Annotated in this window: 26 protein-coding genes; 16 read left to right on the top strand and 10 right to left on the bottom strand. The window is 67.5% G+C overall.

The annotated features are described in order from the left end of the window. Positions 1-33 precede the first annotated feature (33 nt). Positions 34-336, bottom strand: a complete 303-nt coding sequence (locus D3H54_RS18030; RefSeq protein ID WP_005145714.1) for a DUF4193 domain-containing protein — start codon at positions 334-336, stop codon at positions 34-36. Between the two features lie 170 nt (positions 337-506). Here D3H54_RS18030 and cei point away from each other — a divergent pair, with 170 nt between their 5' ends. After that, entirely contained in the window at positions 507-1,157 is a 651-nt protein-coding gene (cei, locus tag D3H54_RS18035) for an envelope integrity protein Cei (RefSeq protein WP_149380205.1), read from the top strand. Here cei and D3H54_RS18040 read toward each other — a convergent pair whose 3' ends face one another. Continuing rightward, positions 1,158-2,006, bottom strand: coding sequence for an inositol monophosphatase family protein (locus D3H54_RS18040; protein WP_149380206.1), 849 nt, complete (start codon positions 2,004-2,006; stop codon positions 1,158-1,160). It abuts the gene before it with no gap. A 101-nt stretch (positions 2,007-2,107) separates the two neighbouring features. Here D3H54_RS18040 and ppgK point away from each other — a divergent pair, with 101 nt between their 5' ends. From ppgK to D3H54_RS18060, 4 genes are all read left to right on the top strand, one after another. Then, positions 2,108-2,890, top strand: a complete 783-nt coding sequence (ppgK, locus tag D3H54_RS18045; protein WP_149380207.1) for a polyphosphate--glucose phosphotransferase — start codon at positions 2,108-2,110, stop codon at positions 2,888-2,890. Positions 2,891-3,064: 174 nt separating this feature from the next. Beyond that, on the top strand, positions 3,065-4,558 hold the full coding sequence (locus D3H54_RS18050; RefSeq protein ID WP_149380208.1) for an RNA polymerase sigma factor: 1,494 nt from the start codon (positions 3,065-3,067) through the stop codon (positions 4,556-4,558). Positions 4,559-4,757: 199 nt separating this feature from the next. Beyond that, positions 4,758-6,053, top strand: coding sequence for a serine hydrolase domain-containing protein (locus tag D3H54_RS18055; protein ID WP_432246597.1), 1,296 nt, complete (start codon positions 4,758-4,760; stop codon positions 6,051-6,053). 21 nt (positions 6,054-6,074) lie between these two features. Next, on the top strand, positions 6,075-6,482 hold the full coding sequence (locus tag D3H54_RS18060) for a RidA family protein (protein ID WP_149380209.1): 408 nt from the start codon (positions 6,075-6,077) through the stop codon (positions 6,480-6,482). Here D3H54_RS18060 and D3H54_RS18065 read toward each other — a convergent pair. Further along, positions 6,431-6,796 (bottom strand): DUF952 domain-containing protein, encoded by a 366-nt coding sequence (locus tag D3H54_RS18065; RefSeq protein ID WP_149380210.1) that lies wholly within the window; start codon positions 6,794-6,796, stop codon positions 6,431-6,433. The genes D3H54_RS18060 and D3H54_RS18065 overlap by 52 nt on opposite strands. A gap of 159 nt (positions 6,797-6,955) precedes the next feature. Between D3H54_RS18065 and D3H54_RS18070 the strand changes: the two genes are divergently transcribed. Both D3H54_RS18070 and D3H54_RS18075 read left to right on the top strand, forming a co-directional pair. Next, entirely contained in the window at positions 6,956-7,147 is a 192-nt protein-coding gene (locus tag D3H54_RS18070) for a DUF7455 domain-containing protein (RefSeq protein WP_115319514.1), read from the top strand. A 60-nt stretch (positions 7,148-7,207) separates the two neighbouring features. Further along, positions 7,208-8,206, top strand: a complete 999-nt coding sequence (locus D3H54_RS18075) for a YihY/virulence factor BrkB family protein (RefSeq protein WP_149380211.1) — start codon at positions 7,208-7,210, stop codon at positions 8,204-8,206. On the opposite strand, the gene D3H54_RS18080 is transcribed toward D3H54_RS18075, so the two are convergent. Beyond that, entirely contained in the window at positions 8,193-8,432 is a 240-nt protein-coding gene (locus D3H54_RS18080) for a DUF3039 domain-containing protein (protein ID WP_036338588.1), read from the bottom strand. The two genes, D3H54_RS18075 and D3H54_RS18080, sit on opposite strands and share 14 nt — an antisense overlap. A gap of 77 nt (positions 8,433-8,509) precedes the next feature. Here D3H54_RS18080 and D3H54_RS18085 point away from each other — a divergent pair, with 77 nt between their 5' ends. From D3H54_RS18085 to D3H54_RS18095, 3 genes are all read left to right on the top strand, one after another. Then, positions 8,510-8,905 (top strand): DUF3099 domain-containing protein, encoded by a 396-nt coding sequence (locus tag D3H54_RS18085; protein ID WP_149380213.1) that lies wholly within the window; start codon positions 8,510-8,512, stop codon positions 8,903-8,905. 117 nt (positions 8,906-9,022) lie between these two features. Continuing rightward, positions 9,023-10,012: a sigma-70 family RNA polymerase sigma factor gene (locus tag D3H54_RS18090; protein ID WP_286198918.1), complete on the top strand. Its 990-nt coding sequence runs from the start codon at positions 9,023-9,025 to the stop codon at positions 10,010-10,012. A 124-nt stretch (positions 10,013-10,136) separates the two neighbouring features. Then, positions 10,137-10,826, top strand: coding sequence for an iron-dependent transcriptional repressor DtxR (locus D3H54_RS18095; protein ID WP_149380215.1), 690 nt, complete (start codon positions 10,137-10,139; stop codon positions 10,824-10,826). A gap of 6 nt (positions 10,827-10,832) precedes the next feature. Here D3H54_RS18095 and D3H54_RS18100 read toward each other — a convergent pair whose 3' ends face one another. Then, the gene (locus tag D3H54_RS18100; RefSeq protein ID WP_149380216.1) at positions 10,833-11,891 is read right to left on the bottom strand and encodes a DUF4192 domain-containing protein; all 1,059 of its coding nucleotides are present in this window, start codon (positions 11,889-11,891) and stop codon (positions 10,833-10,835) included. A 175-nt stretch (positions 11,892-12,066) separates the two neighbouring features. On the opposite strand from D3H54_RS18100, the gene sthA reads away from it, so the two are divergent. Next, a complete protein-coding gene (gene sthA / locus D3H54_RS18105) occupies positions 12,067-13,479 on the top strand; it encodes a Si-specific NAD(P)(+) transhydrogenase (RefSeq protein ID WP_149380217.1) in 1,413 nt (470 codons plus the stop codon). Between the two features lie 4 nt (positions 13,480-13,483). On the opposite strand, the gene D3H54_RS18110 is transcribed toward sthA, so the two are convergent. Further along, positions 13,484-14,269: a trypsin-like serine peptidase gene (locus D3H54_RS18110; RefSeq protein WP_149380218.1), complete on the bottom strand. Its 786-nt coding sequence runs from the start codon at positions 14,267-14,269 to the stop codon at positions 13,484-13,486. Between the two features lie 187 nt (positions 14,270-14,456). Here D3H54_RS18110 and D3H54_RS18115 point away from each other — a divergent pair, with 187 nt between their 5' ends. The 3 genes from D3H54_RS18115 to D3H54_RS18125 are packed head-to-tail and all read left to right on the top strand — an operon-like array spanning position 14,457 to position 17,221. Then, on the top strand, positions 14,457-15,431 hold the full coding sequence (locus tag D3H54_RS18115) for a proteasome assembly chaperone family protein (protein WP_149380219.1): 975 nt from the start codon (positions 14,457-14,459) through the stop codon (positions 15,429-15,431). 33 nt (positions 15,432-15,464) lie between these two features. Continuing rightward, positions 15,465-16,511: an alpha/beta fold hydrolase gene (locus D3H54_RS18120; RefSeq protein ID WP_149380220.1), complete on the top strand. Its 1,047-nt coding sequence runs from the start codon at positions 15,465-15,467 to the stop codon at positions 16,509-16,511. A 23-nt stretch (positions 16,512-16,534) separates the two neighbouring features. Beyond that, on the top strand, positions 16,535-17,221 hold the full coding sequence (locus D3H54_RS18125; RefSeq protein ID WP_149380221.1) for a PhzF family phenazine biosynthesis protein: 687 nt from the start codon (positions 16,535-16,537) through the stop codon (positions 17,219-17,221). A gap of 5 nt (positions 17,222-17,226) precedes the next feature. On the opposite strand, the gene nrdR is transcribed toward D3H54_RS18125, so the two are convergent. Together nrdR and D3H54_RS18135 are read right to left on the bottom strand one after the other, a co-directional pair. Then, a complete protein-coding gene (gene nrdR / locus D3H54_RS18130; RefSeq protein WP_149380222.1) occupies positions 17,227-17,691 on the bottom strand; it encodes a transcriptional regulator NrdR in 465 nt (154 codons plus the stop codon). Positions 17,692-17,780: 89 nt separating this feature from the next. Continuing rightward, a complete protein-coding gene (locus D3H54_RS18135; RefSeq protein ID WP_149380223.1) occupies positions 17,781-18,263 on the bottom strand; it encodes a LysM peptidoglycan-binding domain-containing protein in 483 nt (160 codons plus the stop codon). A gap of 213 nt (positions 18,264-18,476) precedes the next feature. On the opposite strand from D3H54_RS18135, the gene lexA reads away from it, so the two are divergent. Further along, a complete protein-coding gene (gene lexA / locus D3H54_RS18140; protein WP_149380224.1) occupies positions 18,477-19,136 on the top strand; it encodes a transcriptional repressor LexA in 660 nt (219 codons plus the stop codon). An 18-nt stretch (positions 19,137-19,154) separates the two neighbouring features. On the opposite strand, the gene D3H54_RS18145 is transcribed toward lexA, so the two are convergent. Both D3H54_RS18145 and D3H54_RS18150 read right to left on the bottom strand, forming a co-directional pair. Further along, complete coding sequence (locus D3H54_RS18145; protein ID WP_149380225.1) at positions 19,155-21,281, bottom strand: LGFP repeat-containing protein; 2,127 nt, start codon at positions 21,279-21,281, stop codon at positions 19,155-19,157. Between the two features lie 221 nt (positions 21,282-21,502). Next, entirely contained in the window at positions 21,503-22,675 is a 1,173-nt protein-coding gene (locus tag D3H54_RS18150; RefSeq protein ID WP_149380226.1) for an acyl-CoA dehydrogenase family protein, read from the bottom strand. Positions 22,676-22,811: 136 nt separating this feature from the next. Here D3H54_RS18150 and D3H54_RS18155 point away from each other — a divergent pair, with 136 nt between their 5' ends. Continuing rightward, on the top strand, positions 22,812-25,094 hold the full coding sequence (locus D3H54_RS18155; protein ID WP_149380227.1) for a molybdopterin-dependent oxidoreductase: 2,283 nt from the start codon (positions 22,812-22,814) through the stop codon (positions 25,092-25,094). Positions 25,095-25,100 lie beyond the last annotated feature (6 nt).

Genomic DNA, 25,100 nt, shown 5'->3' on the forward strand with positions numbered 1-25,100 from the left:
TCCCTCGGCCGCATCGTCACGGACGGGAGATGACTACGCGGCGCAGTCCGTGCAGATCATGACGCCGTTCTTGTCGCTGGCCAGCCGGCTGCGGTGGTGCACCAGAAAGCAACTCGAGCAGGTGAACTCGTCCGCCTGCTTGGGAACCACGCGTACCGACAGCTCTTCGCCCGACAAATCCGCGCCGGGCAGCTCGAAATTCTCCGCGGAATCCGTCTCGTCGACGTCTACTACGGCCGACTGCGCCTCGTTGCGGCGCGCCTTGAGTTCCTCCAGTGAATCCTCGGACACCTCGTCGGTCTCGGTGCGCCTCGGGGCGTCGTAGTCGGTAGCCATCTTTTGTCCCCTCGTAACCTCAGCATGGCTTTGTATCAGCGTGGAACGGATCCGCCAAACGATTAGTGCCCAGATCCCCCTTACGTCGTATGTGATTTACGTCACATGTATTCATTCTGATCGACGGGCGTGTTGGGCCGGGATCCGCCCGGTGCCTCTAGAGTGCATCCGTGGTCGCTCAAATCACGGAGGGTACGGCCTTCGACAAGCACGGTCGCCCGTTCCGTCGACGCAACTACCTGCCCGGACTCATCGCCCTGGGCGTGATGTTCGTGATCACCGCGATTGTGTGGGGATTCGTGCTGACCCGCCCGGTCGACGTGCGGGAGGCCGCGGCCTGCAACCCGCCGCCACCGGCCGCCGATCCCGGCGCCCCCACCCTCGGCCAGCAGGTGTCGCACTCCTCGATGATCGACGTCGCACCGGCCAAGCTCGTCGACACCAAGATCCGGGTGCTCAACGCCAGCGGCCAGGGCGGGCAGGCCGGCGAGGTCGCCGGCGCGCTGCGTGACCTCGGCTTCGCCCAGCCCACCGCGGCCAACGATCCGATCTACACCAACACCCGGCTGACCTGCCAGGGCCAGATCCGCTTCGGCAGCAGCGGCCGGGCGGGCGCGGCCGCGGTCTGGCTGGTGGCACCCTGCGTCGAGCTGTTCCAGGACGACCGCAAGGACGACTCGGTGGACCTGGCCATCGGCACCGACTTCACCACGCTCGCGCACAGCGACGACATCGACGCCGTCCTGGCCGGTCTGCGTCCGGACGCCACCGAGCCGGCCGATTCGACGCTGCTGACCAAGATCCACAACGGCACCTGCTGACTAGGCCAACGGCCGCAAGCCCCCGAAACCCGCCAGGGCGTCGGTGAGCGCTCCGGCAATCCCCGGCGCCGCCGCCACCAGCAGCGCGCCGTCCTCCTCGAGCCGCGGCAAGGTCACCACCGCGCCCGCCTCGGCGGCGATCAGAGCCCCCGCGGCCCAATCCCACACGTGCAGACCGTGCTCGTAGTGGGCATCGAGACGGCCCGCGGCGACCATGCACAGATCCAGCGAGGCCGACCCGATCCGGCGGACGTCACGCACCAGCGGCAGCAACTGCGCCAGGAGCGCCGACTGCTCGGCGCGCCGCTGCGGGGCGTAGCCGAAACCGGTGCCCACCAACGCCATCGACAGCTCGGTCACCGGGCCGGCCCGCAGCTCCCGACGCTGCCCGCCGCTGGACACGTGGGCGCCGTGCCCGGCGGCCGCCGAGTACACCTCGCCGCTGACCACGTCGGCCACCGCGCCCGCGACCGACACGCCGTCGATCTGGGCGGCGACCGAGATCCCGTATGCCGGAATGCCGTACATGAAGTTCACGGTGCCGTCGATCGGGTCGAGCACCCAGCAGACCGCACCGTCCGTGCCGGCCGCCGGGCCGCCGCCCTCCTCCCCGAGAATCACATCGTCGGGGCGCAGCGCGCTGAGCCGATCACGCAGTAGCAGTTCGGTTTCGGTGTCCACAATCGTCACCGGATCGGTCGGGGTGCTCTTCGTCTGAACCGTATGCGTGCCGATCGACCCGCGCTCCCCATCGAAGACCTCCGCGCGCCGGCGGCGGACGAACGCGGCGGCTTCGGCGGCCAGCTGTTCCGCCAGCGCCCGTAACTCGGGTCCCCCGTTGCCGTTCATCTGACCATCGCAGCACAGACCTCCCGACACCGAACACAAAGGGCCGCGCAGCCACTAGTGTGTGCATCGCGCAGACCGCCCGCGTCGCCGAGGAGCAGCCCATGCCCGAGACCGAATCCCCCACCACCCCCGGACAGAACCGCGGCTTCGGCGTCGACGTCGGTGGCAGCGGGGTCAAGGGTGGGATCGTCGATCTCGACACCGGCAAACTGATCGGCGACCGCTACAAACTGCTGACCCCGCAGCCCTCCACCCCCGAAGCGGTCGCCGCGACGGTCGCCGAAGTGGTCCGGCACTTCGACTGGACCGGCCCGCTCGGTGTCACCTACCCCGGCGTCGTCGTCAACGGCGTCGTACAGACCGCGGCCAACGTCGACAAAGGCTGGATCGGCACCAACGCCTCCGAGGTCATCGGCGCGGCCCTGGACGGCCAGCACGTGGTGGTGCTCAACGACGCCGACGCCGCGGGCATCGCCGAGCAGCACCACGGCGCCGGACGCAACCGGGACGGCGTGATCATCTTGCTGACCTTCGGTACCGGGATCGGATCCGCGGTGATCCACGACGGTCAGCTGCTGCCCAACACCGAGTTCGGCCATCTCGAGGTCGACGGCAAGGAGGCCGAACATCGGGCGGCGTCCTCGGTCAAGGAACGCAAGGACTGGAGCTACGAGCGGTGGAGCCAGGAAGTCACGAAAGTGCTGGTCAGCATCGAGAACGCGCTCTGGCCCGACCTGTTCATCGCCGGTGGCGGCATCAGCCGCAAAGCCGACAAATGGATCCCGCTGCTGAAGAACCGGACACCGGTGGTCGCCGCGGAGTTGCAGAACGAGGCGGGCATCGTCGGGGCCGCGATGGCGGCACAGGCCGACGTCACACGCTGATTTTTCATCGCTCGGCGCGGTAGCGGCCCACACTGTCGTTACAATGGTCGATGGCGGCCGCCTACCGGATAGCGGCGAGAATCCACCACGAGATCCACGCCAATAGTCCTCATAGCCGACGCTTTCGGTGCGCGCCCGCGCCCGCCGAGAGCCAGCACGACCGAAAGGGTGTACGTGGCAGCGACGAAGGCAAGCCCGGCAACCGATGAGCCGGTGAAGCGCACCGCCACCAAGACTCCCGCGAAGAAGCCGGCAGCCAAGGCGGCCAACGGTTCCGCGCCGGTCAAGCGTGCCGCCAAGGCCGCTCCCCGCGCCGCCGGAGCCGAAGCCGGCGATTCCGAGATCACTGACGGAACGGCCACGCCGACCAAGGCGCGCGCCACCAAGGCTGCCGCGAAGAAGGCGCCGGCCACCCGCGGCCGGGCCAAGAAGGATGCCGCCCCGACCGACACCGACGCCGAGGCCGGCGCCGATGAGGAACTCGACGGCGACCTCGACGTCGATCCCGAAATCGACGTAGCCGAGGACGACATCGAACTCGAGGACCTCGAAGACGTCGCCGATTCTGATGACGCGGCCGACGAGGAAGGCGCCCCCGCCGCGGGCGCGCCGGCCGCCGAGGGCGAGGCCGGGGACGAAGAAGACATCGCCGAGCCGTCGGAGAAGGACAAGGCCTCCGGCGACTTCGTGTGGGATGAAGAAGAGTCCGAGGCACTGCGGCAGGCCCGCAAGGACGCCGAGCTCACCGCCTCGGCCGACTCGGTCCGCGCCTACCTGAAGCAGATCGGCAAGGTCGCGCTGCTCAACGCGGAGGAGGAGGTCGAGCTCGCCAAGCGGATCGAGGCCGGCCTCTACGCCACCCAGCTGATGGCGGAGAAGACCGACAAGGGCGAGAAGCTGCCCGTGCAGCAGCGCCGCGACATGCAGTGGATCTGCCGCGACGGCGACCGCGCGAAGAACCACCTGCTCGAGGCCAACCTGCGTCTGGTGGTGTCGCTGGCCAAGCGCTACACCGGTCGCGGTATGGCCTTCCTGGACCTCATCCAGGAAGGCAACCTGGGTCTGATCCGCGCGGTGGAGAAGTTCGACTACACCAAGGGCTATAAATTCTCCACCTACGCGACGTGGTGGATCCGCCAGGCGATCACCCGTGCGATGGCCGACCAGGCCCGCACCATCCGTATCCCGGTGCACATGGTCGAGGTCATCAACAAGCTCGGCCGCATCCAGCGTGAGCTGCTTCAGGACCTGGGCCGCGAGCCCACCCCCGAAGAGCTGGCCAAGGAAATGGACATCACGCCGGAGAAGGTGCTGGAGATCCAGCAGTACGCGCGTGAGCCGATCTCGCTGGACCAGACCATCGGTGACGAGGGCGACAGCCAGCTCGGCGATTTCATCGAGGACAGCGAAGCTGTGGTGGCCGTCGACGCCGTGTCGTTCACCCTGCTCCAGGATCAGCTGCAGTCGGTGCTCGAGACGCTGTCCGAGCGTGAAGCCGGCGTGGTGCGGCTGCGGTTCGGCCTTACCGACGGCCAGCCGCGCACCCTCGACGAGATCGGCCAGGTGTACGGGGTCACCCGCGAGCGGATCCGGCAGATCGAGTCGAAGACCATGAGTAAGCTGCGGCACCCCAGCCGCTCTCAGGTGCTGCGCGACTACCTCGACTGAGGCCGAGCCAATTCCGTTGCGCCGGGGCCGTTTTCATTGGGCAGCCCGCGCTGCCGGGTGCGTACTGCTGACCTTGGCAACCGCGTGTTCTCACGGTCCCGCGCCGCACGCCACGGTCACCCCGGCAGCGGTTCCCACGTATGTGCCCGCGATGCCGGCCGGGGCGCCGACACCCGATCTTCCCGCGGTGTCGACGATCATGACCGAGGCCGTCGCCGCCAATCGCCTGCCCGGTGCGGTGGTCGTGGTGGGGCACGCCGGCACGGTCGTGTTCCGCAGGGCCTACGGGGTGCGCAAGCTGGCCGGCGAGCGGGGCTTGGACGGATCACCTGCGCCCGCCGAACCGATGACCGAGGACACCGTCTTCGACCTCGCGTCACTGACGAAGCCACTGGCCACCGCGACCGCTGTCATGCAGCTCTACGAGCAGGGCCGGCTGGCATTCGACGACCCGGTGCAGAAGTATCTGCCGGACTTCAACACCGGCAACGATCCCAAGCGCGCCGCGGTGACGGTGCGGATGCTGCTCACCCACACCTCAGGTGAAACCGGTGACGTCGAGCTCAGGGACCCGTGGGGATTGGCCTCCCCCGACCGCGCCGAGGGTTTCCGTCGTGCGCTGACCACGCCGCTGGAATCGCCTCCGGGAGAAGGGTTTCGCTACTCCGACATCAACTTCATCCTGCTCGGCGCGCTGATCGAGCGAGTCACCGGTGAGCCCGAGGACGACTACGTTCAGCAGCACGTGTTCGCCCCGCTGGGCATGACCGACACCCGCTATCTGCCGCTGGCGAAAGTCTGCGGCCACCACACGATCACGGGCGCCGCAGTCCGGTGGTCACCCACCGAGTCATCTGAATGTGCTGCAGGCCAATGGACTACGGATCTGCTCCCCCGCATCGCGCCGACAGCGTGGGATGAGGACAACCCCGGCGAGCCGGACCGCAACCCGGATTTCGGTCACCTGCTGCGCGGCACCGTGCACGATACGACGGCGCGACGAATGGGTGGGGTGGCCGGACATGCCGGGGTGTTCTCCACCGCCGCCGATGTCAGCGTCTTCGCCCAGGCACTGCTCGACCGGCTTGCCGGCAGGCCCAGCGCCTTTCCGCTGAAGCAGTCGACCCTCGAGTTGATGACCTCCCCCCAGCAGCCGGGCCATACCGCGGCACAGCTCGACGCGGCCAACGCTGCGCGGGGCGGGAACCCAGGCGACCTCGCGCGGTATCCGGCGATCCCCGGTGCGAACCTTCGCGGTTTCGGTTGGGACATCGATACCGGCCAGTCCAGCACTCGCGGCGCGGTGTTCCCCGTCGGCAGCTTCGGCCACACCGGTTTCACCGGCACGTCGCTGTGGCTGGACCCACGGTCCGACACCTACGTGGTGCTGCTGTCCAACGCGGTGCACACCCGGGGCAGCTCGCCGATCACGTCGCTGCGCTCTGAGGTGGCCAGCGCCGCCGCGCGATCGCTGCGTCTCTACGGCGGTGGGTGACCAAGCTCCTATTGTGAGCCCATGTCAGCACGGCGGGTGAACCTTGGATCAGGCACCGAGTTCGAAGATCTGGTCGGCTACTCGCGGGCGGTTCGCATCGGCCCGCACGTCGCGGTCTCCGGCACCACCGGCGCCGGCGCCGATATCGTCGAGCAGACCCGAAACGCCTTGCAACGCATAGCAACAGCGCTGGACGATCTCGGCGCCTCGCTGTCCGACGTCGTCCGAACCCGGATCTACGTCACCGACATCACGTCCTGGCGCGCGATCGGCGCGGTGCACGCGGAGTTCTTCGGGGCGATCCGTCCGGCCGCCACCATGGTCGAGGTCGCCGCGCTCATCGAGCCCGGGCTGCTGGTGGAGATCGAGGCCGACGCCTACGTCGAGGACACGAACGGCGGAAACCGGCCGTCGGGCCCCGGCAGGTAGGGCGTGACGTTCATCACGGCCGAAGTGGGCAATCGGCCGTACAGGTGCGGGAACCGCATCGACTCGGGATCCGTTGGAACACCGTGTTCCCAACGCAGCGGCGCCTGCAACTGCTGAGGGTCGATGTGGAGCAGCACCAAATCGGTTCGGCCGGCATACAAGCGGTTGGCCGGCAGGTGCACCTGCTCCGGTGTCGACAGGTGGATGAATCCGGCATCGCTGCGCGATGCGGGGCAAAGTTCACCACTGGCCTCAGCGGTTTCCCAGTCTCGCTGTCCGCACAGGTGGAGTAAGAATTCCGGATTCGGGTACATACGACCACACTGCACCACCCGCAACACGACAAGGCGTGAGACACGACACAGCGTTAAACCCCCGGGGAACAAGGCCGGAACACAAAACGTCTGAGACAGTAGAGATACGTGACGGTGGCGACCAGTCACCGAAGCGCTGAGCACCTTACGGAGGAGCCCATGAACGCGACCCTGACCAGTCCTGAATTGACCAAGGCTGATCGCTGCGACCGCTGTGGTGCAGCGGCTCGGGTGCGCGCCAAGCTTCCTTCCGGTGCCGAACTTCTGTTCTGCCAGCATCACGCCAACGAGCACCAGGCCAAGTTGGTCGAGCTGGCCGCGGTAATCGAAGTCAGCCCGTCGGAGGCGTAACCACTACTCACGGCCGCGTCGCTGGGCAGGATCGCCGTCGTCAGGAATGCTGGACTGGTCATGACTGACCAATCGGCCAAGCCGTCCCGTCACCACGTATGGCGGATCTCGAAGCGCACATTGTCCAAGAGCTGGGACGACTCCATTTTCTCGGAGTCGGCCCAGGCCGGTTTCTGGTCGGTGTTGTCGCTGCCGCCGTTGCTACTGGGCGTGCTGGGCAGCCTGGCCTATATCGCCCCGTTGTTCGGGCCCGACACGTTGCCGACCATCCAGAACCAGCTGATCAACTTTGCCGACAGCTTCTTCTCCAAGAACGTTGTCAACGAGATCATCGAGCCGACCGTCCGGGACATCGTGGCGGGCGCGCGCGGTGAGGTGGTCTCGGTGGGCTTCGTGATCAGCCTCTGGGCCGGCTCGTCGGCCATCTCAGCGTTCGTGGACTCGGTGGTGGAAGCCCACGATCAGACGCCGTTGCGCCATCCGGTGCGGCAGCGGTTCTTCGCGTTGGGCCTCTACGTCGTGATGCTGGTCTTCGTCATCGCCGCGGCGCCCTTCGTCGCGCTCGGTCCCCGCAAGATCTCGTCGTACCTGCCCGACAGCTGGGACAACATCCTGCAATACGGCTACTACCCCACCCTGGTTTTGGCCCTGGTGCTGGCAGTGACGATCCTCTACCGGGTAGCGCTGCCCAAGCCGCTGCCGACGCATCGTCTGGTCTGGGGTGCAGTCTTGGCGACGACGGTGTTCGTGGTCGCCACGATGGGACTGCGGTTCTACCTGACCTGGATCACCAGCACCGGCTACACGTACGGGGCGCTCGCGACGCCGATCGCGTTTCTGCTGTTCGCGTTCTTCCTCGGCTTCGCGATCATGATCGGCGCCGAACTCAATGCCGCCATCGAAGAGGAATTTCCCGCCCCCACGCCGCACGCTGAACAGGTGCGAACGTGGTTGAGGCGCAAGGCGAAGTCGATGGGTGACAAAGACACCGCCGCCGACGACGAGCCGCAGCCGGCGCCCGGCGAGACGACCGAAGTCGCCCCGGTCAGCCCTTCTTGAGGTTTTCGTAGACCCGCTTGCAGTCCGGGCAGACCGGCGAACCCGGCTTGGCCGCGCGGGTCACCGGGAACACCTCGCCGCACAGTGCGACGACGTGGGTGCCCATCACGGCACTCTCGGCGATCTTGTCCTTCTTGACGTAATGGAAGACCTTGGGGGCGTCGTCGTCGGTTCCGTCGTCGACGCGTTCGTCTGCGTCGGTGCGCTCGATCGTCTGAGTCTGCATAGAAGACATTGTGCCCGGTAAGACAGCCGTAAGAAACCGGCATGCATATCGATCACAAACTGTGGAACAGTAGAGCTATGAAGCGTGAGCTGGGATTCGACGACGAAGGTCGGCCCGTGCTCATCACCGCCGCGGCGACACCGTACGAAGAGCAGCATCGCCAGCGCGTGCGGAAGTACCTGGCGATCATGTCTTTTCGGATTCCCGCGCTGATCCTGGCGGCCGCCGCGTACGGCCTGTGGCACAACGGCCTGATCTCGCTGGCGATCATCGCGGTGTCGTTGCCGCTGCCGTGGATGGCCGTCCTCATCGCCAATGACCGTCCGCCCCGGCGCGCGGAAGAGCCCCGTCGCTTCAACGACACCCCGCAGCGCACTCCGTTGTTCCCGCGGGCCGAGCATCGCGCGCTCGACGCCGGGATCTCTGCTGCGCAACCGCATCCGGCCGGTGGTCCCGACCGCGGTTCCCACTGACCGCCAACGCGGCCGTTTCTCAGGACATTCTCAGGGCTTCTCACTATTCCCGCACGTCAGAGGGTGTGAACAGACGCGCTTACGGGAACTCTTTGATCGGATCGCACGTTAAACGCTGTGACAGTTGCAGCCGATCAGGAGGCCACCATGGCAAATGCCACCACCAGCCGGATTGACAGCGATCTGGACGCCCAGAGTCCAGCCGCCGACCTGGTGCGCGTCTATCTGAACGGCATCGGCAAAACCGCCCTGCTCACCGCAGAGGACGAGGTAGAGCTGGCCAAGCGGATCGAGGCGGGGCTGTTCGCCCAGCACCTGCTGGAGACCAAGAAGCGACTCAGCGAGAACCGCAAGCGCGATCTCGCCGTCATCGTGCGCGACGGGCAGGCCGCCCGCAGCCACCTGCTGGAGGCCAACCTGCGCCTGGTGGTGTCGCTGGCCAAGCGCTACACCGGTCGCGGCATGCCGCTGCTGGACCTCATCCAGGAGGGCAACCTGGGTCTGATCCGCGCGATGGAGAAGTTCGACTACACCAAGGGTTTCAAGTTCTCGACGTATGCCACGTGGTGGATCCGTCAGGCGATCACGCGCGGCATGGCCGACCAGAGCCGCACGATCCGGCTGCCAGTCCACCTCGTGGAGCAGGTGAACAAGCTCGCCCGGATCAAGCGTGAGATGCACCAGAGCCTGGGCCGGGAGGCCAGCGACGAGGAGCTGGCCGAGGAGTCGGGTATTCCGGTCGAGAAGATCAACGATCTGCTCGAGCACAGCCGCGACCCGGTGAGCCTCGACATGCCGGTCGGCAGCGACGAGGAGGCCCCGCTCGGTGACTTCATCGAGGACTCCGAGGCGATGTCCGCCGAGAACGCGGTGATAGCCGAGTTGCTGCACACCGACATCCGCCACGTGCTGGCCACGCTGGACGAGCGGGAGCAGCAGGTGATCAGGCTGCGGTTCGGCCTCGACGACGGTCAGCCGCGCACCCTCGATCAGATCGGCAAGCTGTTCGGCCTGTCCCGCGAGCGGGTCCGCCAGATCGAGCGTGAGGTCATGTCGAAGCTGCGCAACGGCGACCGGGCCGACCGGCTGCGGTCGTACGCCAGCTAAGTAAGCAAACCCCTCCAGTGTGCCCGTCGGCGAAGCCGGCGGGCACACTGCTGTGGGCGGAGGTGTTGCACGTCCATTTACCCAGCTAGCCAAGTAGACTCGGGGCAGACGAAGGGTGTCCTTAATGAACGATCTGGTCGATACCACTGAGATGTATCTGCGCACGATCTACGACCTCGAAGAGGAGGGCGTGATCCCCCTGCGCGCACGCATTGCCGAGCGGCTCGAGCAGAGTGGCCCGACGGTCAGCCAGACCGTGGCCCGCATGGAACGCGACGGACTGCTGCATGTGGCCGGCGATCGGCACCTTGAACTGACCGAAAAGGGGCGCGAATTGGCGGTCTCGGTGATGCGCAAGCATCGCCTCGCCGAGCGCCTGCTGGTGGACGTCATCGGGTTGCCGTGGGAAGAGGTGCACGCCGAGGCCTGCCGCTGGGAACACGTGATGAGCGAGGACGTCGAACGCCGCCTGGTGCAGGTGCTCGATGACCCGACGGTGTCCCCGTTCGGCAACCCGATCCCCGGCCTGTCGCTGCTCGGCCTGGACATGAGCAAGTTCGAAGACGCCAACCTGGTGCGTCTGACCGAGCTTCCGGCCGGCTCCCCCGTCGCCGTGGTGGTCCGCCAGCTCTCCGAGCACGTCCAGGGCGACGTCGAGCTGATCGGCCAGCTCAAGGGGGCCGGTGTGGTGCCCAATGCCCGTGTGCAGGTGGAGAATGGCCCGCACGGCGGTGTGACGATCCTGATCGGCGGCCACGAGAACGTGCACCTGCCCCATGAGATGGCCCACGCGGTCAAGGTGGAGAAGGTCTAGCCCGCTCTACACCGCGCGGCGACCGAACGTTCGCCGCGGCGGAAGCCGCACGCCCAACCGCTTGGCCAGCCGGTACCCGGCACCGGCCAGCTCCCGGATCTGCTCGGGCCGCATGCCCGACTGCAGCGCGGTGTCGAGCATTTTCGCCATCCCATGCTCGGGATCGCTGCGCAGCGCCGCTTCCAGCGACAGCCCGGCCAACGGCCCATCACCCCGCGTGTACGCCGAAAAGGCCAGCAGTACAAGCGCTTCGGTCCGCCAAGGGTCGGGAAGGGTTCGTGCCAGCACCGTCCACAGCGCCTCGGCGTTGCCGGCCACCGCACCGACCGCCAGCGCGTACAACGTGTCGCGGACCGCGACGTCGGTCAGCGCGCACGCCAGCATCGCAAGTTCGGCATCCTCGAGGCCCGCACCGTCACTGACCCGGGCGGCGATGGCGATGGCCGCCTCGACATCGCGGCGACCGCGCCCGTCGGGATCGGCCCGGCAGTCGGCCTCCCGCGCCTCGGCATGCGCGGCGATCGCCGGCACCAGCGAAGCGGCGCGGCCGGCGTCGGCGACCGCGACCACCGCCTGCAGATCGGACCGGCGCGGATACAGTCGTCGTCCCTCGAGAACGGCGGCCGCGGCGAGCGGGGAGGCCATCGGATCCTCCACGGCGCCGAATGCGCCGCACCCGTCGACGCAGTGCCACCGGCCGCCGGCCTCGATCCGGTCGACCACGTGGGTGGCGTAGACGGTCATGTCGTGGGCGGACAACGCCGCGTCCAGCTCGTCGCACATGTCGCGGTAGTCGTGGTTGCACATCGGGCACGGGGCGCCGTCGGCGTCGACGATCACGGCCACCACCGTGTCCGCTCCCGAGGCGGCCGCGACTTCCGCGAGGTGAGTGAGGTCCCCGTCCATCGCCTTGGACAGGTCGAGGCGCATGACGGCTCCCATCTCGCGGTCCTCCAGGGACACCAGCACCAGTGACTTCTCCGGCACGAAGCCGAGCACAGCGGGCAGCGCGGCGATCAGGGCGCCGGGACGGGTGAAGCGATAGTCAGGTTCGTGTGTGGTCATGGCCCGACGGTCGCAACCGCCGCCGACCAAACCTGTCCGCCGAGCAGCGACGAGCACGCGGCTGGGGATCAACGCGGAACTGGGGATGGACGCCGGGCAGCCGCGCCAGATTGTTCATGTCGTATTGACATCGTCGGCATGCGAGATTCGGCAAACCGGCGTACACCTTGTCCTCATGGGTTTGGAATACGACCTCGTCGTCATCGGCTCGGGTCCCGGCGGCCAGAAAGCCGCCATAGCCGCGGCCAAGCTGGGCAAGTCGGTGGCCGTCGTCGAGCGAGGCCACATGATCGGCGGCGTCTGCGTCCAGACCGGGACGATCCCGTCCAAGACGCTGCGCGAGGCCGTGCTGTACCTCACCGGCATGAGCCAGCGCGAACTCTATGGAGCCAGCTACCGGGTCAAGGACAAGATCACCCCGGCCGATCTGCTCGCCCGCACGCAGCATGTGATCGGCAAAGAAGTCGACGTGATCCGAAACCAGTTGATGCGCAACGGTGTTGAGCTCTACATGGGACGCGGCCGGTTCCTCGATGAGCACACCGTGATGATCGAAGACCCCACCCGCGCCGAGCATTTCACCATTAGCGGCCGCTACATCGTCGTCGCGACCGGCACCAAGCCGGCGCGCCCGGCCGGTATAGAGTTCGACGAGAACCGGGTCCTGGACTCCGACGGCATCCTCGACCTGAAGAGCATCCCGGGTTCGATGGTGGTGGTCGGCGCCGGTGTCATCGGCATCGAGTACGCCTCGATGTTCGCCGCACTGGGCACCAAGGTCACCGTCGTCGAGAAGCGTGATTCGATGCTCGACTTCTGCGACCCCGAGATCGTCGAGGCCCTGCGCTTCCACCTTCGCGACCTGGCGGTGACGTTCCGGTTCGGCGAGGAGGTGACCGCGGTCGACGTCGGCTCGGCAGGCACCGTCACCACCCTGGCCAGTGGCAAGCAGATCCCCGCCGAGACCGTCATGTACTCGGCCGGACGGCAGGGCCAGACCGACCACCTGGATCTGGCCAACGCCGGCCTGGAGGCCGACAACCGCGGCCGGATTTTTGTCGACGACAAGACGTTCCAGACCAAGGTCGACCACATCTACGCCGTCGGCGATGTCATCGGCTTCCCCGCCCTGGCGGCCACCTCGATGGAACAGGGCCGGCTCGCGGCCTACCACGCGTTCGGCGAGCCGACGGCCGGCATGACCGTGCTGCAGCCGATCGGCATCTACTCGATCCCCGAGGTGTCCTACGTCGGCGCCACCGAACAAGAGCTGACAAAGGATTCCGTCCCCTACGAGGTCGGGGTGTCCCGCTACCGCGAGCTGGCTCGCGGACAGATCGCCGGCGACTCCTACGGCATGCTCAAGCTTCTGGTGTCGACCGAAGATCTGAAAGTCCTCGGCGTCCACATCTTCGGCACCGCGGCAACGGAATTGGTGCACATCGGCCAGGCCGTGATGGGCTGCGGCGGGACCATCGAGTACCTGGTCGACGCCGTCTTCAACTATCCGACGTTCTCGGAGGCCTACAAGGTGGCTGCGCTCGACGTGATGAACAAGCTGCGCGCGCTGAACCAGTTCCGCCGCTAGGCGCTCAACACTCGCTGTCGAGCAACGCCGGCGCGTCGTCGCCCGGACCGCCTTCTTCGGCACGGGCCAGCAGGGCTGCCGTCGCCGCGTCGAACGGAGCCGAGTACGAGACGTTGTCCTGGCAGCCGCCGCCGTCGCGCCCGCCGATCACGCCGACCACCGTCGCGCCGGCGATCCACGGGCCGCCGCTGGTGCCGTCGACCAGGCCGTTGCAGCGCAGTGCGGGATACCCGTCCTCGATGCGGGCGACCGTGTCGCAGCCCAGCGGGGGCCCGCCTTCGCCCATCGGGTAACCGATCACCGTCACCGGCGCGGACTCGGTGGGTGCAGCGCCGAGGGTGAGTGCCCGACCCGCAACGGATTCGACGGTGCCGCCGGCGGATCTGCTGACCCGCGCGAACGCGTAGTCCGCCTTGGGGTCCTGAGTGCTCAGCCAGCGAGGGTCGAGGTAGACGGTGTCGACGGTCCAGACGTCGCCGGGAGCGGCGCTCTCGTTGAATCCCGGCACAAAGGTCGCAGGCAGACCCGCTGCCAGGCAGTGCGCGGCGGTCAGGATCAGATCCTGACCTGCCGAATGAACCACCGAGGCGGTGCAGGTGTGGGTATCGGTGGCACCGAGGAACAGCGCTCCCACGGCAGGCCGGGCCGCCACCGGCTGGGCATTCGCGGCCGGTACCGCCGCCGCGCTGGGCTCCTCGGCGGCCTTGGCCCGCGGCTCGGCGGTGGAATGGCACCCGGACACCAGAACCGTGGCAACCACCAGGTTCAGCGCCGCAACGACCATCCGCATGGCTCGATCATGCCCGATCTGCGCGCTTTCGACCCGGGTAGACGACCGGCACGGGGAACGGCGGGCACGCCACCGGCGTTGTGCAACACGAGCGCTATGGTCAGCGCTCACCCGATTCTGAGAGACACTGGTTGTCACGGTGCAAGGGGATGACGACGTCCCCGCGCATCGCGAGGAGGCGGAGACGATGACTGACGAGCAGGGACAGCCCTACCAACCCGAGCCGACCGGAATGTACGAACTGGAGTTTCCGGCGCCGCAACTGTCCGCACCCGACGGGCGTGGCCCGGTGATGATTCACGCTCTCGAAGGCTTCTCCGACGCCGGCCGCGCCATCCGCTTGGCCGCCGACCACCTGAAAGCCAAGCTGGACACGGAGTTGGTGGCCTCGTTCGCGATCGACGAACTGCTGGACTACCGGTCGCGCCGGCCGCTGATGACGTTCAAGACCGACCACTTCACCGACTACGACGATCCTGCCCTGAATCTGTACGCCCTGCGCGACAGCCTCGGCACACCGTTCCTGCTGCTCGCCGGGCTGGAGCCGGATCTGAAGTGGGAGCGCTTCGTCACCGCCGTCCGGCTGTTGGCCGAGCAACTCGGGGTGCGTCAGATCATCGGGCTCGGCACCATACCGATGGCCGTGCCGCACACCCGGCCGGTGACGATGACCGCGCACTCCAACAACCGCGAACTGATCACCGAATTCACCCCGTGGGTCGGCGAAGTGCAGGTCCCCGGCAGCGTGTCCAACCTGCTGGAGTACCGGATGGCCCAGCACGGCCACGAAGTCATCGGCTTCACCGTGCATGTGCCGCACTACCTGGCCCAGACCGACTTCCCGCCCGCCGCCGAGGCGCTGTTGGAGCAGGTCGCCAAGCTGACTTCGCTGCAGGTGCCGTTGCGTGGGCTCACCGATGCCGGCGCGACCATCCGCACCAAGATCGATGAGCAGGTCGAAGCCTCGCCCGAGGTCGCTCAAGTGGTGACCGCGCTGGAGCGACAGTACGATGCTTTCGTTGCCGCTCAAGAGAACCGGTCGCTGCTCGCGCACGACGAAGAACTCCCCAGCGGCGACGAATTGGGTGCGGAATTCGAGAAGTTCCTCGCTCAGCACGCCGAGGACTTCAAAGACGGTTTCAACGAGAACGGCGAGACCTAGCGGAGTCCACCCCACCGATGACAGGGTTGGCCAGTGACTCAGCAGAAGACTCAGCAGAAGTCTCAGCGAAAGCCCAATCTCCAGCCCGTGCGGGATGTGACGCCCACCCTGCATTTCCGGACCATTCACGGCTACCGTCGGGCCTTCCGGGTGGCCGGGTCGGGTCCGGCGCTGCTGCTGATCCACGGGATCGGTGACAACTCGACGACCTGGCATCCGGTACACAGCAAGCTCGCCCAGCGGTTCACCGTGATCGCCCCGGACCTGCTGGGGCATGGACAGTCCGACAAACCGCGCGCCGACTATTCGGTGGCGGCCTACGCCAACGGCATGCGCGATCTGCTCAGCGTGCTCGACCTCGACAAGGTGACGGTGGTCGGGCATTCACTCGGCGGCGGCGTGGCGATGCAATTCGCTTACCAGTTCCCGCAATTGGTGGAGCGGCTGATCCTGGTCAGCGCGGGCGGGGTGACCAAGGAGGTCAACATCGCGCTGCGGGCCGCCTCGCTTCCGTTGGGCGGGGAGGCCTTGGCGCTGCTGCGACTGCCGATGGTGCTGCCCGCACTGCAGCTTGCCGGCCGGGCGCTGGGCAGCGTCTTCGGCTCCACCGGTTTGGGCCGCGACCTGCCGGATGCGCTGCGCATCCTGGCCGACCTGCCCGAGCCGACCGCCTCGTCGGCATTCACCCGCACACTGCGCTCGGTGGTGGACTGGCGGGGCCAGGTGGTCACCATGCTGGACCGATGTTATCTGACCGAATCCGTTCCCGTACAACTCATTTGGGGCGATTTGGACGCGGTCATCCCGGTCAGCCACGCCCGGATGGCGCACTCCGCCATGCCCGGCTCCCGGCTCGAGATCTTCGGCCGTTCCGGGCACTTTCCGTTCCACGACGACCCCGACCGCTTCGTCGAGATCGTCGAGAAGTTCATCGACGCGACGGCCCCCGCCGAATACGACCAGGACGCCTTGCGTGAACTGCTTCGCAGTGGGCTCTCCGAGCGTTTGGTCACCGGGTCATTGAAGACCCGGGTCGCGGTGCTCGACGCCCTCGGCGCTGACGAGCGCAGTGCCACCTGACCTCAGCGTCGTAGAGTCGAATCATGACTGTCGACGTGACTGTGTTGCGGGTGTTCACCGATGAAGGTGGCAACTTCGGCAATCCGCTGGGCGTGGTGGACGCGGCCACCGTACCCGCCGGCGATCGCCAGCGCATTGCGACCGAATTAGGCTACAGCGAAACAATATTCATCGATCTGCCGGCCGACGGATCAACCACAGCGCACGCCCGCATCTTCACTCCGGCCACCGAATTGCCGTTTGCCGGGCACCCCACCGTGGGCGCGGCCTGGTGGCTACGGGAGCGCGGCACGCCGATTCACACTCTGCAGGTTCCTGCCGGCATCGTCGGGGTTTCCTACGACGATGACCGCACGGTGATCCGGGTTCGGGCGGAGTGGTCACCGGAGTTCGCCATCCACGACCTGGAGTCGGTGGACGAGCTGCTGGCCGCCGATCCGGACGATTATTCCGACGACGCGGAGCATTATCTGTGGGCCTGGCTGGACCGCGACGGCGGGCACATCCGGTCGCGGATGTTCGCCGCCGACCTCGGGGTGCCGGAAGACGAGGCCACCGGATCGGCGGCGGCGCGGGTGACCGATTACCTGAGCCGTGACCTGACGATCACACAGGGCAAGGGATCGCAGATCTTCACGACGTGGGACGCGCAAGGGTGGGTGCTGATCGCCGGCCGAGTGGTCAGCGACAGTGTGCGACAGCTGGATTGAGCTGCTCAGCCGGATGTGCCGACGGACCGGTGCGCGCGCAGCGCCTCGATCTCGCGCTCGAAGTCCTCAGCTGAGCTGAACGAGCGGTACACCGACGCGAATCGCAGGTAGGCGACCTCGTCGAGTTCACGAAGCGGGCCGAGGATGGCGAGTCCGACCTCATTGCTGGGGATCTCGGGCGAGCCGGCGGCCCGCACCGTGTCCTCTACCTGCTGCGCCAGCAGATTGAGCGCGTCGTCATCGACGTCGCGGCCCTGGCAGGCGCGGCGAACGCCGCTGACGACTTTTTCCCGGCTGAACGGCTCGGTGACGCCGCTGCGCTTCACGACCGCCAGCACCGCGGTCTCCACAGTGGTGAACCGCCGGCCGCACTCCGGACAGGAGCGGCGACGCCGAATGGCCTGGCCTTCATCGGTCTCGCGGGAATCGACAACGCGGGAGTCCGGGTTGCGGCAGAACGGACAGTGCATGACCGCTCCTTCGCTCAGTGGCCCGATACGTCGAACCATTGAGAGCCTACCTGCGCCGCCCGCGGGAGCGGCTGCGGCCGGCACGGCCGTCAGCCGATCGGCGCGATCAGCGTCTGCCCGGCGTCCAGCGACGCCGACTCGAGCTTGTTCAGGTCGCGGATGCGCTGCGCCACCTGTCCGGCGGGCGCATCCGGTGCGACCCGCCCGGCCAGCTGCTGCAACGTCTCCCCCGCCTGGACCTGGACGACGGCGAGCTGATCCGGCATCTGCTCGGTGGCCGCCGGCGTGGCGCTGAAGTGCCCGACCAAGCCCAGCCACAGCGTGATCAGCGCGGCCACCCCGGCCAGCGCGATCGTGACCGCGGTGCTGACCGGCCGGCGGGTATGCGGTGCCCGGGAGAACGCGACACCGGTGCCGCGGTACTGCATCGGCGTGATCGCCGGCCGTGCCGGGTACGGCCGATGCGCGCGGCCGCCGGCCGGGCGGCGCCGAGCAGGCACAACGGGCGCGCCGGCTGTCCGCCGGTACACCGGTGCCGAGATGTAAACCTGTCGATCATCGATGACTGTCACGTCCGTGTCCTTCCTTCAGGGCCGCCCCGGTTCGCTCTTGTGTTCGAAATATACTCGATCATGCGTTCGAACACCGAACATGTGAGCGAGCGTGTTCGAAGAATAAATCCGACCACCGACAAGTTCTGTTCCGCCGGCCGCCGAGAACGCAGAATCGCGACACGGTCGAACAAATGTTTGAATTTTGACGCGGGCCCGGCTAGATTCGGCCCCATGAGCGAGCGCAGTGAGACATCCGGGCTGACCGAGCGGCAGCGAACCATCCTCGACGTAATCCGCGCCTCAGTCACCAGCCGCGGCTATCCCCCCAGCATCCGTGAGATCGGCGACGCCGTCGGGCTCACTTCCACGTCATCGGTGGCCCACCAGCTGCGCACTCTGGAGCGCAAGGGCTATCTGCGCCGCGATGCCAACCGGCCGCGTGCGGTGGACGTGCGCGGAGCCGACGACGCGGTGAGCACCGTGCGCACCGAGGTCGCCGGTTCGGACACGCTGCCCGAGCCGACCTTTGTGCCAGTGCTCGGCCGGATCGCTGCCGGCGGCCCGATCCTCGCCGAGCAAGCCGTCGAGGATGTGTTCCCGCTACCGCGCGAGTTGGTCGGCGACGGGTCGCTGTTCCTGCTCAAGGTCGTCGGTGAGTCCATGATCGACGCCGCGATCTGCGACGGCGACTGGGTCGTGGTCCGTCAGCAGAATGTGGCCGACAACGGCGACATCGTCGCGGCGATGATCGACGGCGAGGCCACGGTGAAGACGTTCAAGCGCACCGGCGGTCAGGTCTGGTTGATGCCGCACAACCCGGCGTTCGACCCGATTCCCGGTAACGACGCCGCGATCCTCGGCAAGGTCGTCACCGTTCTGCGCAAGGTCTAGCGGACGGGGGCGGAAGCCTCACTCCGCCTTGTGGAATCCGTTCGCCTGCGCGAGTTCCTCACTGGCGAACCACACTTCGGGCACGGTGTGGTCGTAGAGCGCCGAGTCCGGGGTGTAGTACAGCCCCGAATGCGTATTGGCCTTGACCACATACCCCTCGGGCGCCTGATACGGATCCGACAGCGGAAGGTGGATCGCCGGGCGATTGGCTGCGGCTTCGGCGTGCACGTCGGACTGCAGGACCTCTGCCGGCTGGGTGGAGTCTTCTTCCTCGATGTCGACGACGTCGGACTCGAGAATCTCCTCCGGTGCCGGCTCGGGCGCCAGTGGGGTCTCCGGCTCCGCGGCGCGACGACGCCGCGGCGTGCCGAGCTCGCCCATGTCGAGTCGCCACATCGATTGCGACTCTCCGAGATTCACCGCCGCATGCCGGCCTGAATCGCTCGATTCGTCGTCGTCTTCGACTTCCTCGACCTCGGCGTACTCGAGTTCCGCGGGCACCTCGTCGGCTTCCTCAGCCTCGTACCCGCCGGTTTCGGCAGCCTCGGCGGGAATGCGGGTCGGCGTGGTGTCGATGGCGTCCTGATCGCCGTCGAACACGTCCTCGGGTCCGGGTTGAGACTTCTCGTCTCCCTCGGGCGCCCAGCCGAAGCCCGGCGCAGCGGCGACCTGCGGGACGCCGCCGTCGGGATAGGTCGAGAAGCGCGAGGCCGCCGCCGCGTCGGCCTCACCGGCCACCTCACTGGGCCAGTGATCGTCGTCGTCGTAGTCCTCGAAGTCGTCGTCGATCTCCTCGCCACCGCTACGGCGGCGCTGCAGCCACAGCACGCCCAGGCCGATCACGGCCAGCAACAACAGGACCGGGACGATGATCAGCAGCCACCACCAGTGGAAGGTGGAACCGCTGCCGGACTTGGCGCCCGACTGGCCGGCCTGCGGCCCGGCAGCCGGAACCTGAACGCCGGACAGCGAACCGGCGAGCTCCGGCGGTTTGGTCGTGAACGTGTTGCTGGCCTTGTTCCAGGAGATTTCGCCACCACTGAACTTCTGCGTCACGGTGTCGCCGTTGACGCTCTGCTCGCCGGTCGGCACTCCCAGCTTGCCAGTTGCCCCGCCCAGCTTGGTCCAGGCGGCGTTGATCGCACCGCGCACCACGATGGCGCCGTTGTCGGGCGTCCAGAAGATCACCGGTTTGTCAGCGGCGCTGAAGGCGCTGACCCGGCTGTTGGGCGCGCCGCCGTCGGCTTCGGTCCCGGTCGGCAGGCCCAGGTCGCCGGTCGGCCCACCCTGCGCCTCGTACTTGGCCAGGATCGCGCCCGTCACCGCATGCGCGCCGGTGGCCGGTGAGTAGAAGATCTTGCCGCCCGCGTAATCCTGGGCGGCGCCGTCGGTGCCGATGGCCTGCTGGGCTCCTTGGCGGGCACCGAGCGGTCCCGCGAGGCCCCCGGCGGCCCGCCAGGCCTGGTTGATCGCCGTCGTCGCGTCGCTGGGTACCTCGACACCGGTCAAGTTGCCAGCGAGCTCGGGCGGCACGGTGGTGAAAGTCTTCGCGGCGGTGTCATAGGAGATCTCGCCGCCGGTGAACTTCTGGCTGATCACCGTGCCGTTGAAGGTCTCATCCTCGGTGGGGACGCCCATCGTGCCTGCCGAGCCACCGAGCTTGTCCCACGCCGCGTTGATGGCGCCGCGTACCACCCACGCGCCGGTCGCGGGTGTCCAGAAAATGGCCGGCTTGTCGCTGGCACTGAACGTGCTGACCTGGCTGTCCGGCCCGACCAGACCCGCGACCGCGTCGATGGTGGGGAATCCGAGGTCGCTGTCGGCGGCACCGCCGAGCGCCTGGTACTTGTCCAGGACTGCCCCGAAGAGCAGGTGGGCGCCGGTGGCCGGAGTGAAGAAGATCTTGCCGCCGCTGAAGTTCTGCGCGAATCCGTCGCCGACGGCGTAGACGTCGCCGTCCTTGGTGCCTACCGGCGAACCATCGCCGCCTGCGGTCTCCCACGCCTGATTGATGGCGTCGCCCGCATCGGTTTCCGGACTCGCGATCGCCCCGGGCGCCCACAGCAGCGCGGCCGCAGCCGTCGCGAAGACGCCGAGCGCCATCCGCCCGACGCCTCTACTGAGACGACTTCCAAGCCTGGTCATGCACTCTCCCCGCAGTGTCGGTCAAGATGCTTCCCCTCATCCTCCGCGTCAACTGTGCTTCAGCACCTCACGACACGCGGCGTTTCGACGAGATAACCGACGCGTTGACGGGGGAAAACACCCGAAATCCCCAGGACAAACCGGGGCGCATCACCAGCGCCCTCCGCTTCGGCAGCCGAGTGACGGGGAACCAAAACCGCAGTTCAGCCCCGCTTGCGGGGTCAGACGCCCAGGCTGCGGCCGATGATCTCTTTCATGATCTCGGTGGTGCCGCCGTAAATCGTCTGGACGCGGGCATCGAGGTAGGCCTTGGCCACCGGATATTCGCGCATGTAGCCATAACCGCCGTGCAACTGCAGGCAGCGGTCGACGAGATGAACCTGCTTCTCGGCCGCGTACCACTTGGCCATCGAGGCCTGCTCGGCGGTCAGCTTGCCGTCGAGGTGCAGCCGGATGAACTCGTCGACCATGATGCGGATGGCGGTGGCTTCGGTGGCCAACTCGGCCAGCAGGAAGCGGCTGTTCTGCTGGCTGCCGATCGGCTTGCCGAACGCCTTGCGCTCCTTGGTGTACTGCAGGGTCTGTTCGAGGACGCTCTCCATGGCGGCAGCCGCCATCACCGCGATGTTCAGGCGCTCCTGCGGCAGGTTCTGCATCAGGTAGATGAAGCCCTGGCCCTCCTCGCCGAGGAGGTTCTCGACAGGGACCTTGACGTCGGTGAAGGACAGTTCGGCCGTGTCCTGCGCGTCCAGGCCGATCTTGTCCAGGTGGCGGCCACGCTCGAAGCCCTCCATGCCGCGCTCGACGACCAGCAGTGAGAAGCCCAGCGCGCCCTTCTCGGGGTCGGTCTGGGCCACCACGATCACCAGATCGGAGTTGATGCCGTTGGTGATGAACGTCTTCGAGCCGTTGAGCACGTAGTGATCACCCTGCTTGACCGCGCGGGTCTTGATGCCCTGCAGGTCGCTGCCGGTGCCGGGCTCGGTCATCGCGATCGCGGTGATGTACTCGCCGCTGCAGAACTTGGGCAGCCAGCGCTGCTTCTGCTCCTCGGTGGTCAACTCCAGCAGGTACGGCGCGACGACATCGTTGTGCAGGCCGAACCCGAGCCCGCTGTAGCGGGCCGCCGCGGTCTCCTCGGTCAGGATGACGTTGTAGCGGAAGTCCGCGTTGCCGCCGCCGCCGAACTCCTCCGGCACGGCCATCCCGAGGAAGCCCTGCTTGCCGGCTTCCAACCAGACGCCGCGGTCGACGATCTTGTCCTTCTCCCACTGGTCGTGGAACGGCGCGACGTGCCGCTCGAGGAACGACCGGTAGGCCTCGCGGAACAGTTCGTGCTCGGGCTCGAACAGGGTCCGCTCGTACTTGACGGTTGCGTTCTTCTCGACAGCCATGACTTCCCTCCGGACGCGCTGTGGGTTTGTAGACGAGGATAACCAACCGGATGGTTGGTCACCACGGTGGCCCCGTGCGACGGCCGACGGATTTGCCAAAGTCGCTGGTGGAAGCGTCGCCGCTTAGACTCCTGGGGTGCCCGACGCCCGCAGCAGCCTGACTCACTGGGGTGCGTTTCGCGCCGACGTTGCCGACGGCGAAATCCTCGCGGTGACCCCGTTTCCCGGCGACACCGACCCGTCTCCCCTGCTCGGCAACCTGCCCGGGTCGCTACGACATTCCTCGCGCATCGCCACACCCGCCGTCCGCCGCGGATGGCTGCGCGACGGCCCCGGGCCCACCAGCGCCCGCGGCGCCGACGAGTTCGTCGCGCTGGACTGGGACGAACTGACGGAGCTTCTCGCCGGCGAACTGCGCCGGGTGGTCGACACCTACGGCAACGAGGCCATCTACGGCGGGTCCTACGGCTGGGCCAGCGCGGGCCGGTTCCACCACGCCCAGAGCCAGGTGCACCGATTCCTGAAACTACTTGGCGGATATACGTTTTCGCGGCACTCCTACAGCCTGGGCGCCACCGGCGTGATCATGCCGCGGGTGGTCGGTACTCACGACGACCTGTTCAAACGGTCCACCGAATGGAACGTCATCGTCGAGCACACCGACCTGCTGGTCTGCTTCGGCGGCGTGAACCTGAAGAACACCGGGATCAACCACGGCGGCACCACCGGGCACCCGGCCCGCGAAGCGCTGGACCGGTTCCGGGCCGACGGCGGAAAGATCGTCTCAATCAGCCCGCTGCGCAGCGACGTCGACGGTGAGTGCGAGTGGTTGCCGGCCGTCCCCGGCACCGACGTGGCGATCATGTTGGCCCTTGCCTACGTGCTGGCCACCGCGAACCTCGCCGACCGCGAGTTCCTCGACACCTACTGCACCGGCTACGAGCAGTTCGAGCGGTATCTGCTCGGCGCCGATGACGGCGTGCCGAAATCGCCGCAGTGGGCCGCCGCGCTCTGCGGCATCGACGCCGCGGTGCTCACCGACCTGGCCACCAGGATGGCCGCGCAGCGCACGATCGTCACCGTCAGCTGGTCACTGCAGCGCGTCCGACACGGCGAGCAGGCGCCGTGGATGGGGCTGACGCTGGCGGCCATGCTCGGCCAGATCGGCCTTCCCGGAGGCGGATTCGGCCACGGGTACGGCTCGATGAACGAACCCGGCCTGCCTCCGCTGCGGCATCGGCTGCCGTCGCTGCCGCAGGGGCTCAACCCGGTTCGCACGTTCATCCCGGTCGCGGCGATCAGCGACATGCTGCTGCACCCCGGTGAGACGTTCACCTACAACGGCCGCACCCTGACCTACCCCGACATCAAATGCGTGTACTGGGCCGGCGGCAATCCCTTCCACCACCACCAGAACCTGCCGCGGCTGCGTCGCGCATTGGGCCGCGTCGACACCGTGGTGCTACACGAGCCGTACTGGACGCCGATGGCCCGGCACGCCGATATCGTCGTCCCGTCCACCACCGCGTTCGAACGCGACGACTTTTCCGGGTCCCGAAACGACCCTCTGCTGGTGGCGATGCCCGCACTGGCGCCGCCCTACGCCCAGTCCCGCGACGACTACACCACCTTCGCCGCGCTCGCCGAGCGGCTGGGCTTCGGCGAGCAGTTCACTTCGGGCCGCACCGCACGGCAGTGGCTGAAGCACATGTACGAAAAGTGGTCGGCAGAAATCGATTTCGCGGTTCCCGACTTCGACCAGTTCTGGGCCGACGGCGTCCTGCGGCTTCCCGTGGAGACCGGACTGACCCTGCTGGCCGACTTCCGCGCCGACCCGCAGGGGCATGCGTTGGCCACCCCGAGCGGCAAGATCGAGATCTACTCCGACGACATCGCGGGCTTCGAATATCCGGACTGCGCCGGTCACCCCCGCTGGTATGAACCCGTCGAATGGCTGGGTGGCGAACGTGCCCAACGCTTTCCGCTTCACCTGATCGCCAACCAGCCGGCCACCCGGTTGCACGGCCAGCTCGACGGAGGCGCGGTGAGCCAGAACGCGAAAGTCCAGGGCCGCGAACCCATCCGGATGCATCCGTCCGACGCCGCGCAGCGCGAACTGGCCGACGGCGACGTGGTGCGGGTGTTCAACGACCGCGGATCGTGTCTGGCCGGGCTGGTCATCGACGAGGCGCTGCGGCCGCAGGTGGTGCAGCTGTCGACCGGAGCGTGGTACGACCCGCTGGATCCCTCGGACCCGGATTCGATGTGCGTGCACGGCAATCCCAACGTGCTGACCGACGACGTGGGCACCTCGTCGCTGGCCCGGGGCTGCACCGGCGCCGCGGTGCTGGTGCAGGTGGAGAAATTCGCCGGTCCGCTGCCACCGGTTCGGGCGCACCAGCCACCGGTGATCCGATAGCCGGTT

Source organism: Mycobacterium sp. ELW1 (assembly GCF_008329905.1).
Lineage (GTDB): Bacteria > Actinomycetota > Actinomycetes > Mycobacteriales > Mycobacteriaceae > Mycobacterium.

Excerpts from the sequence above, each read along its gene's own strand:
- D3H54_RS18030 (WP_005145714.1), bottom strand. The coding sequence starts at position 336 with ATGGCTACCGACTACGACGCCCCGAGGCGCACCGAGACCGACGAGGTG.
- D3H54_RS18040 (WP_149380206.1), bottom strand. The coding sequence starts at position 2,006 with ATGAACGGCAACGGGGGACCCGAGTTACGGGCGCTGGCGGAACAGCTG.
- ppgK (WP_149380207.1), top strand. The coding sequence starts at position 2,108 with ATGCCCGAGACCGAATCCCCCACCACCCCCGGACAGAACCGCGGCTTC.
- D3H54_RS18055 (WP_432246597.1), top strand. The coding sequence starts at position 4,758 with ATGACCGAGGCCGTCGCCGCCAATCGCCTGCCCGGTGCGGTGGTCGTG.
- D3H54_RS18060 (WP_149380209.1), top strand. The coding sequence starts at position 6,075 with ATGTCAGCACGGCGGGTGAACCTTGGATCAGGCACCGAGTTCGAAGAT.
- D3H54_RS18065 (WP_149380210.1), bottom strand. The coding sequence starts at position 6,796 with ATGTACCCGAATCCGGAATTCTTACTCCACCTGTGCGGACAGCGAGAC.
- D3H54_RS18070 (WP_115319514.1), top strand. The coding sequence starts at position 6,956 with ATGAACGCGACCCTGACCAGTCCTGAATTGACCAAGGCTGATCGCTGC.
- D3H54_RS18075 (WP_149380211.1), top strand. The coding sequence starts at position 7,208 with ATGACTGACCAATCGGCCAAGCCGTCCCGTCACCACGTATGGCGGATC.
- D3H54_RS18080 (WP_036338588.1), bottom strand. The coding sequence starts at position 8,432 with ATGCAGACTCAGACGATCGAGCGCACCGACGCAGACGAACGCGTCGAC.
- D3H54_RS18085 (WP_149380213.1), top strand. The coding sequence starts at position 8,510 with ATGAAGCGTGAGCTGGGATTCGACGACGAAGGTCGGCCCGTGCTCATC.
- D3H54_RS18095 (WP_149380215.1), top strand. The coding sequence starts at position 10,137 with ATGAACGATCTGGTCGATACCACTGAGATGTATCTGCGCACGATCTAC.
- D3H54_RS18100 (WP_149380216.1), bottom strand. The coding sequence starts at position 11,891 with ATGACCACACACGAACCTGACTATCGCTTCACCCGTCCCGGCGCCCTG.
- sthA (WP_149380217.1), top strand. The coding sequence starts at position 12,067 with ATGGGTTTGGAATACGACCTCGTCGTCATCGGCTCGGGTCCCGGCGGC.
- D3H54_RS18110 (WP_149380218.1), bottom strand. The coding sequence starts at position 14,269 with ATGCGGATGGTCGTTGCGGCGCTGAACCTGGTGGTTGCCACGGTTCTG.
- D3H54_RS18115 (WP_149380219.1), top strand. The coding sequence starts at position 14,457 with ATGACTGACGAGCAGGGACAGCCCTACCAACCCGAGCCGACCGGAATG.
- D3H54_RS18125 (WP_149380221.1), top strand. The coding sequence starts at position 16,535 with ATGACTGTCGACGTGACTGTGTTGCGGGTGTTCACCGATGAAGGTGGC.
- nrdR (WP_149380222.1), bottom strand. The coding sequence starts at position 17,691 with ATGCACTGTCCGTTCTGCCGCAACCCGGACTCCCGCGTTGTCGATTCC.
- lexA (WP_149380224.1), top strand. The coding sequence starts at position 18,477 with ATGAGCGAGCGCAGTGAGACATCCGGGCTGACCGAGCGGCAGCGAACC.
- D3H54_RS18145 (WP_149380225.1), bottom strand. The coding sequence starts at position 21,281 with ATGACCAGGCTTGGAAGTCGTCTCAGTAGAGGCGTCGGGCGGATGGCG.
- D3H54_RS18150 (WP_149380226.1), bottom strand. The coding sequence starts at position 22,675 with ATGGCTGTCGAGAAGAACGCAACCGTCAAGTACGAGCGGACCCTGTTC.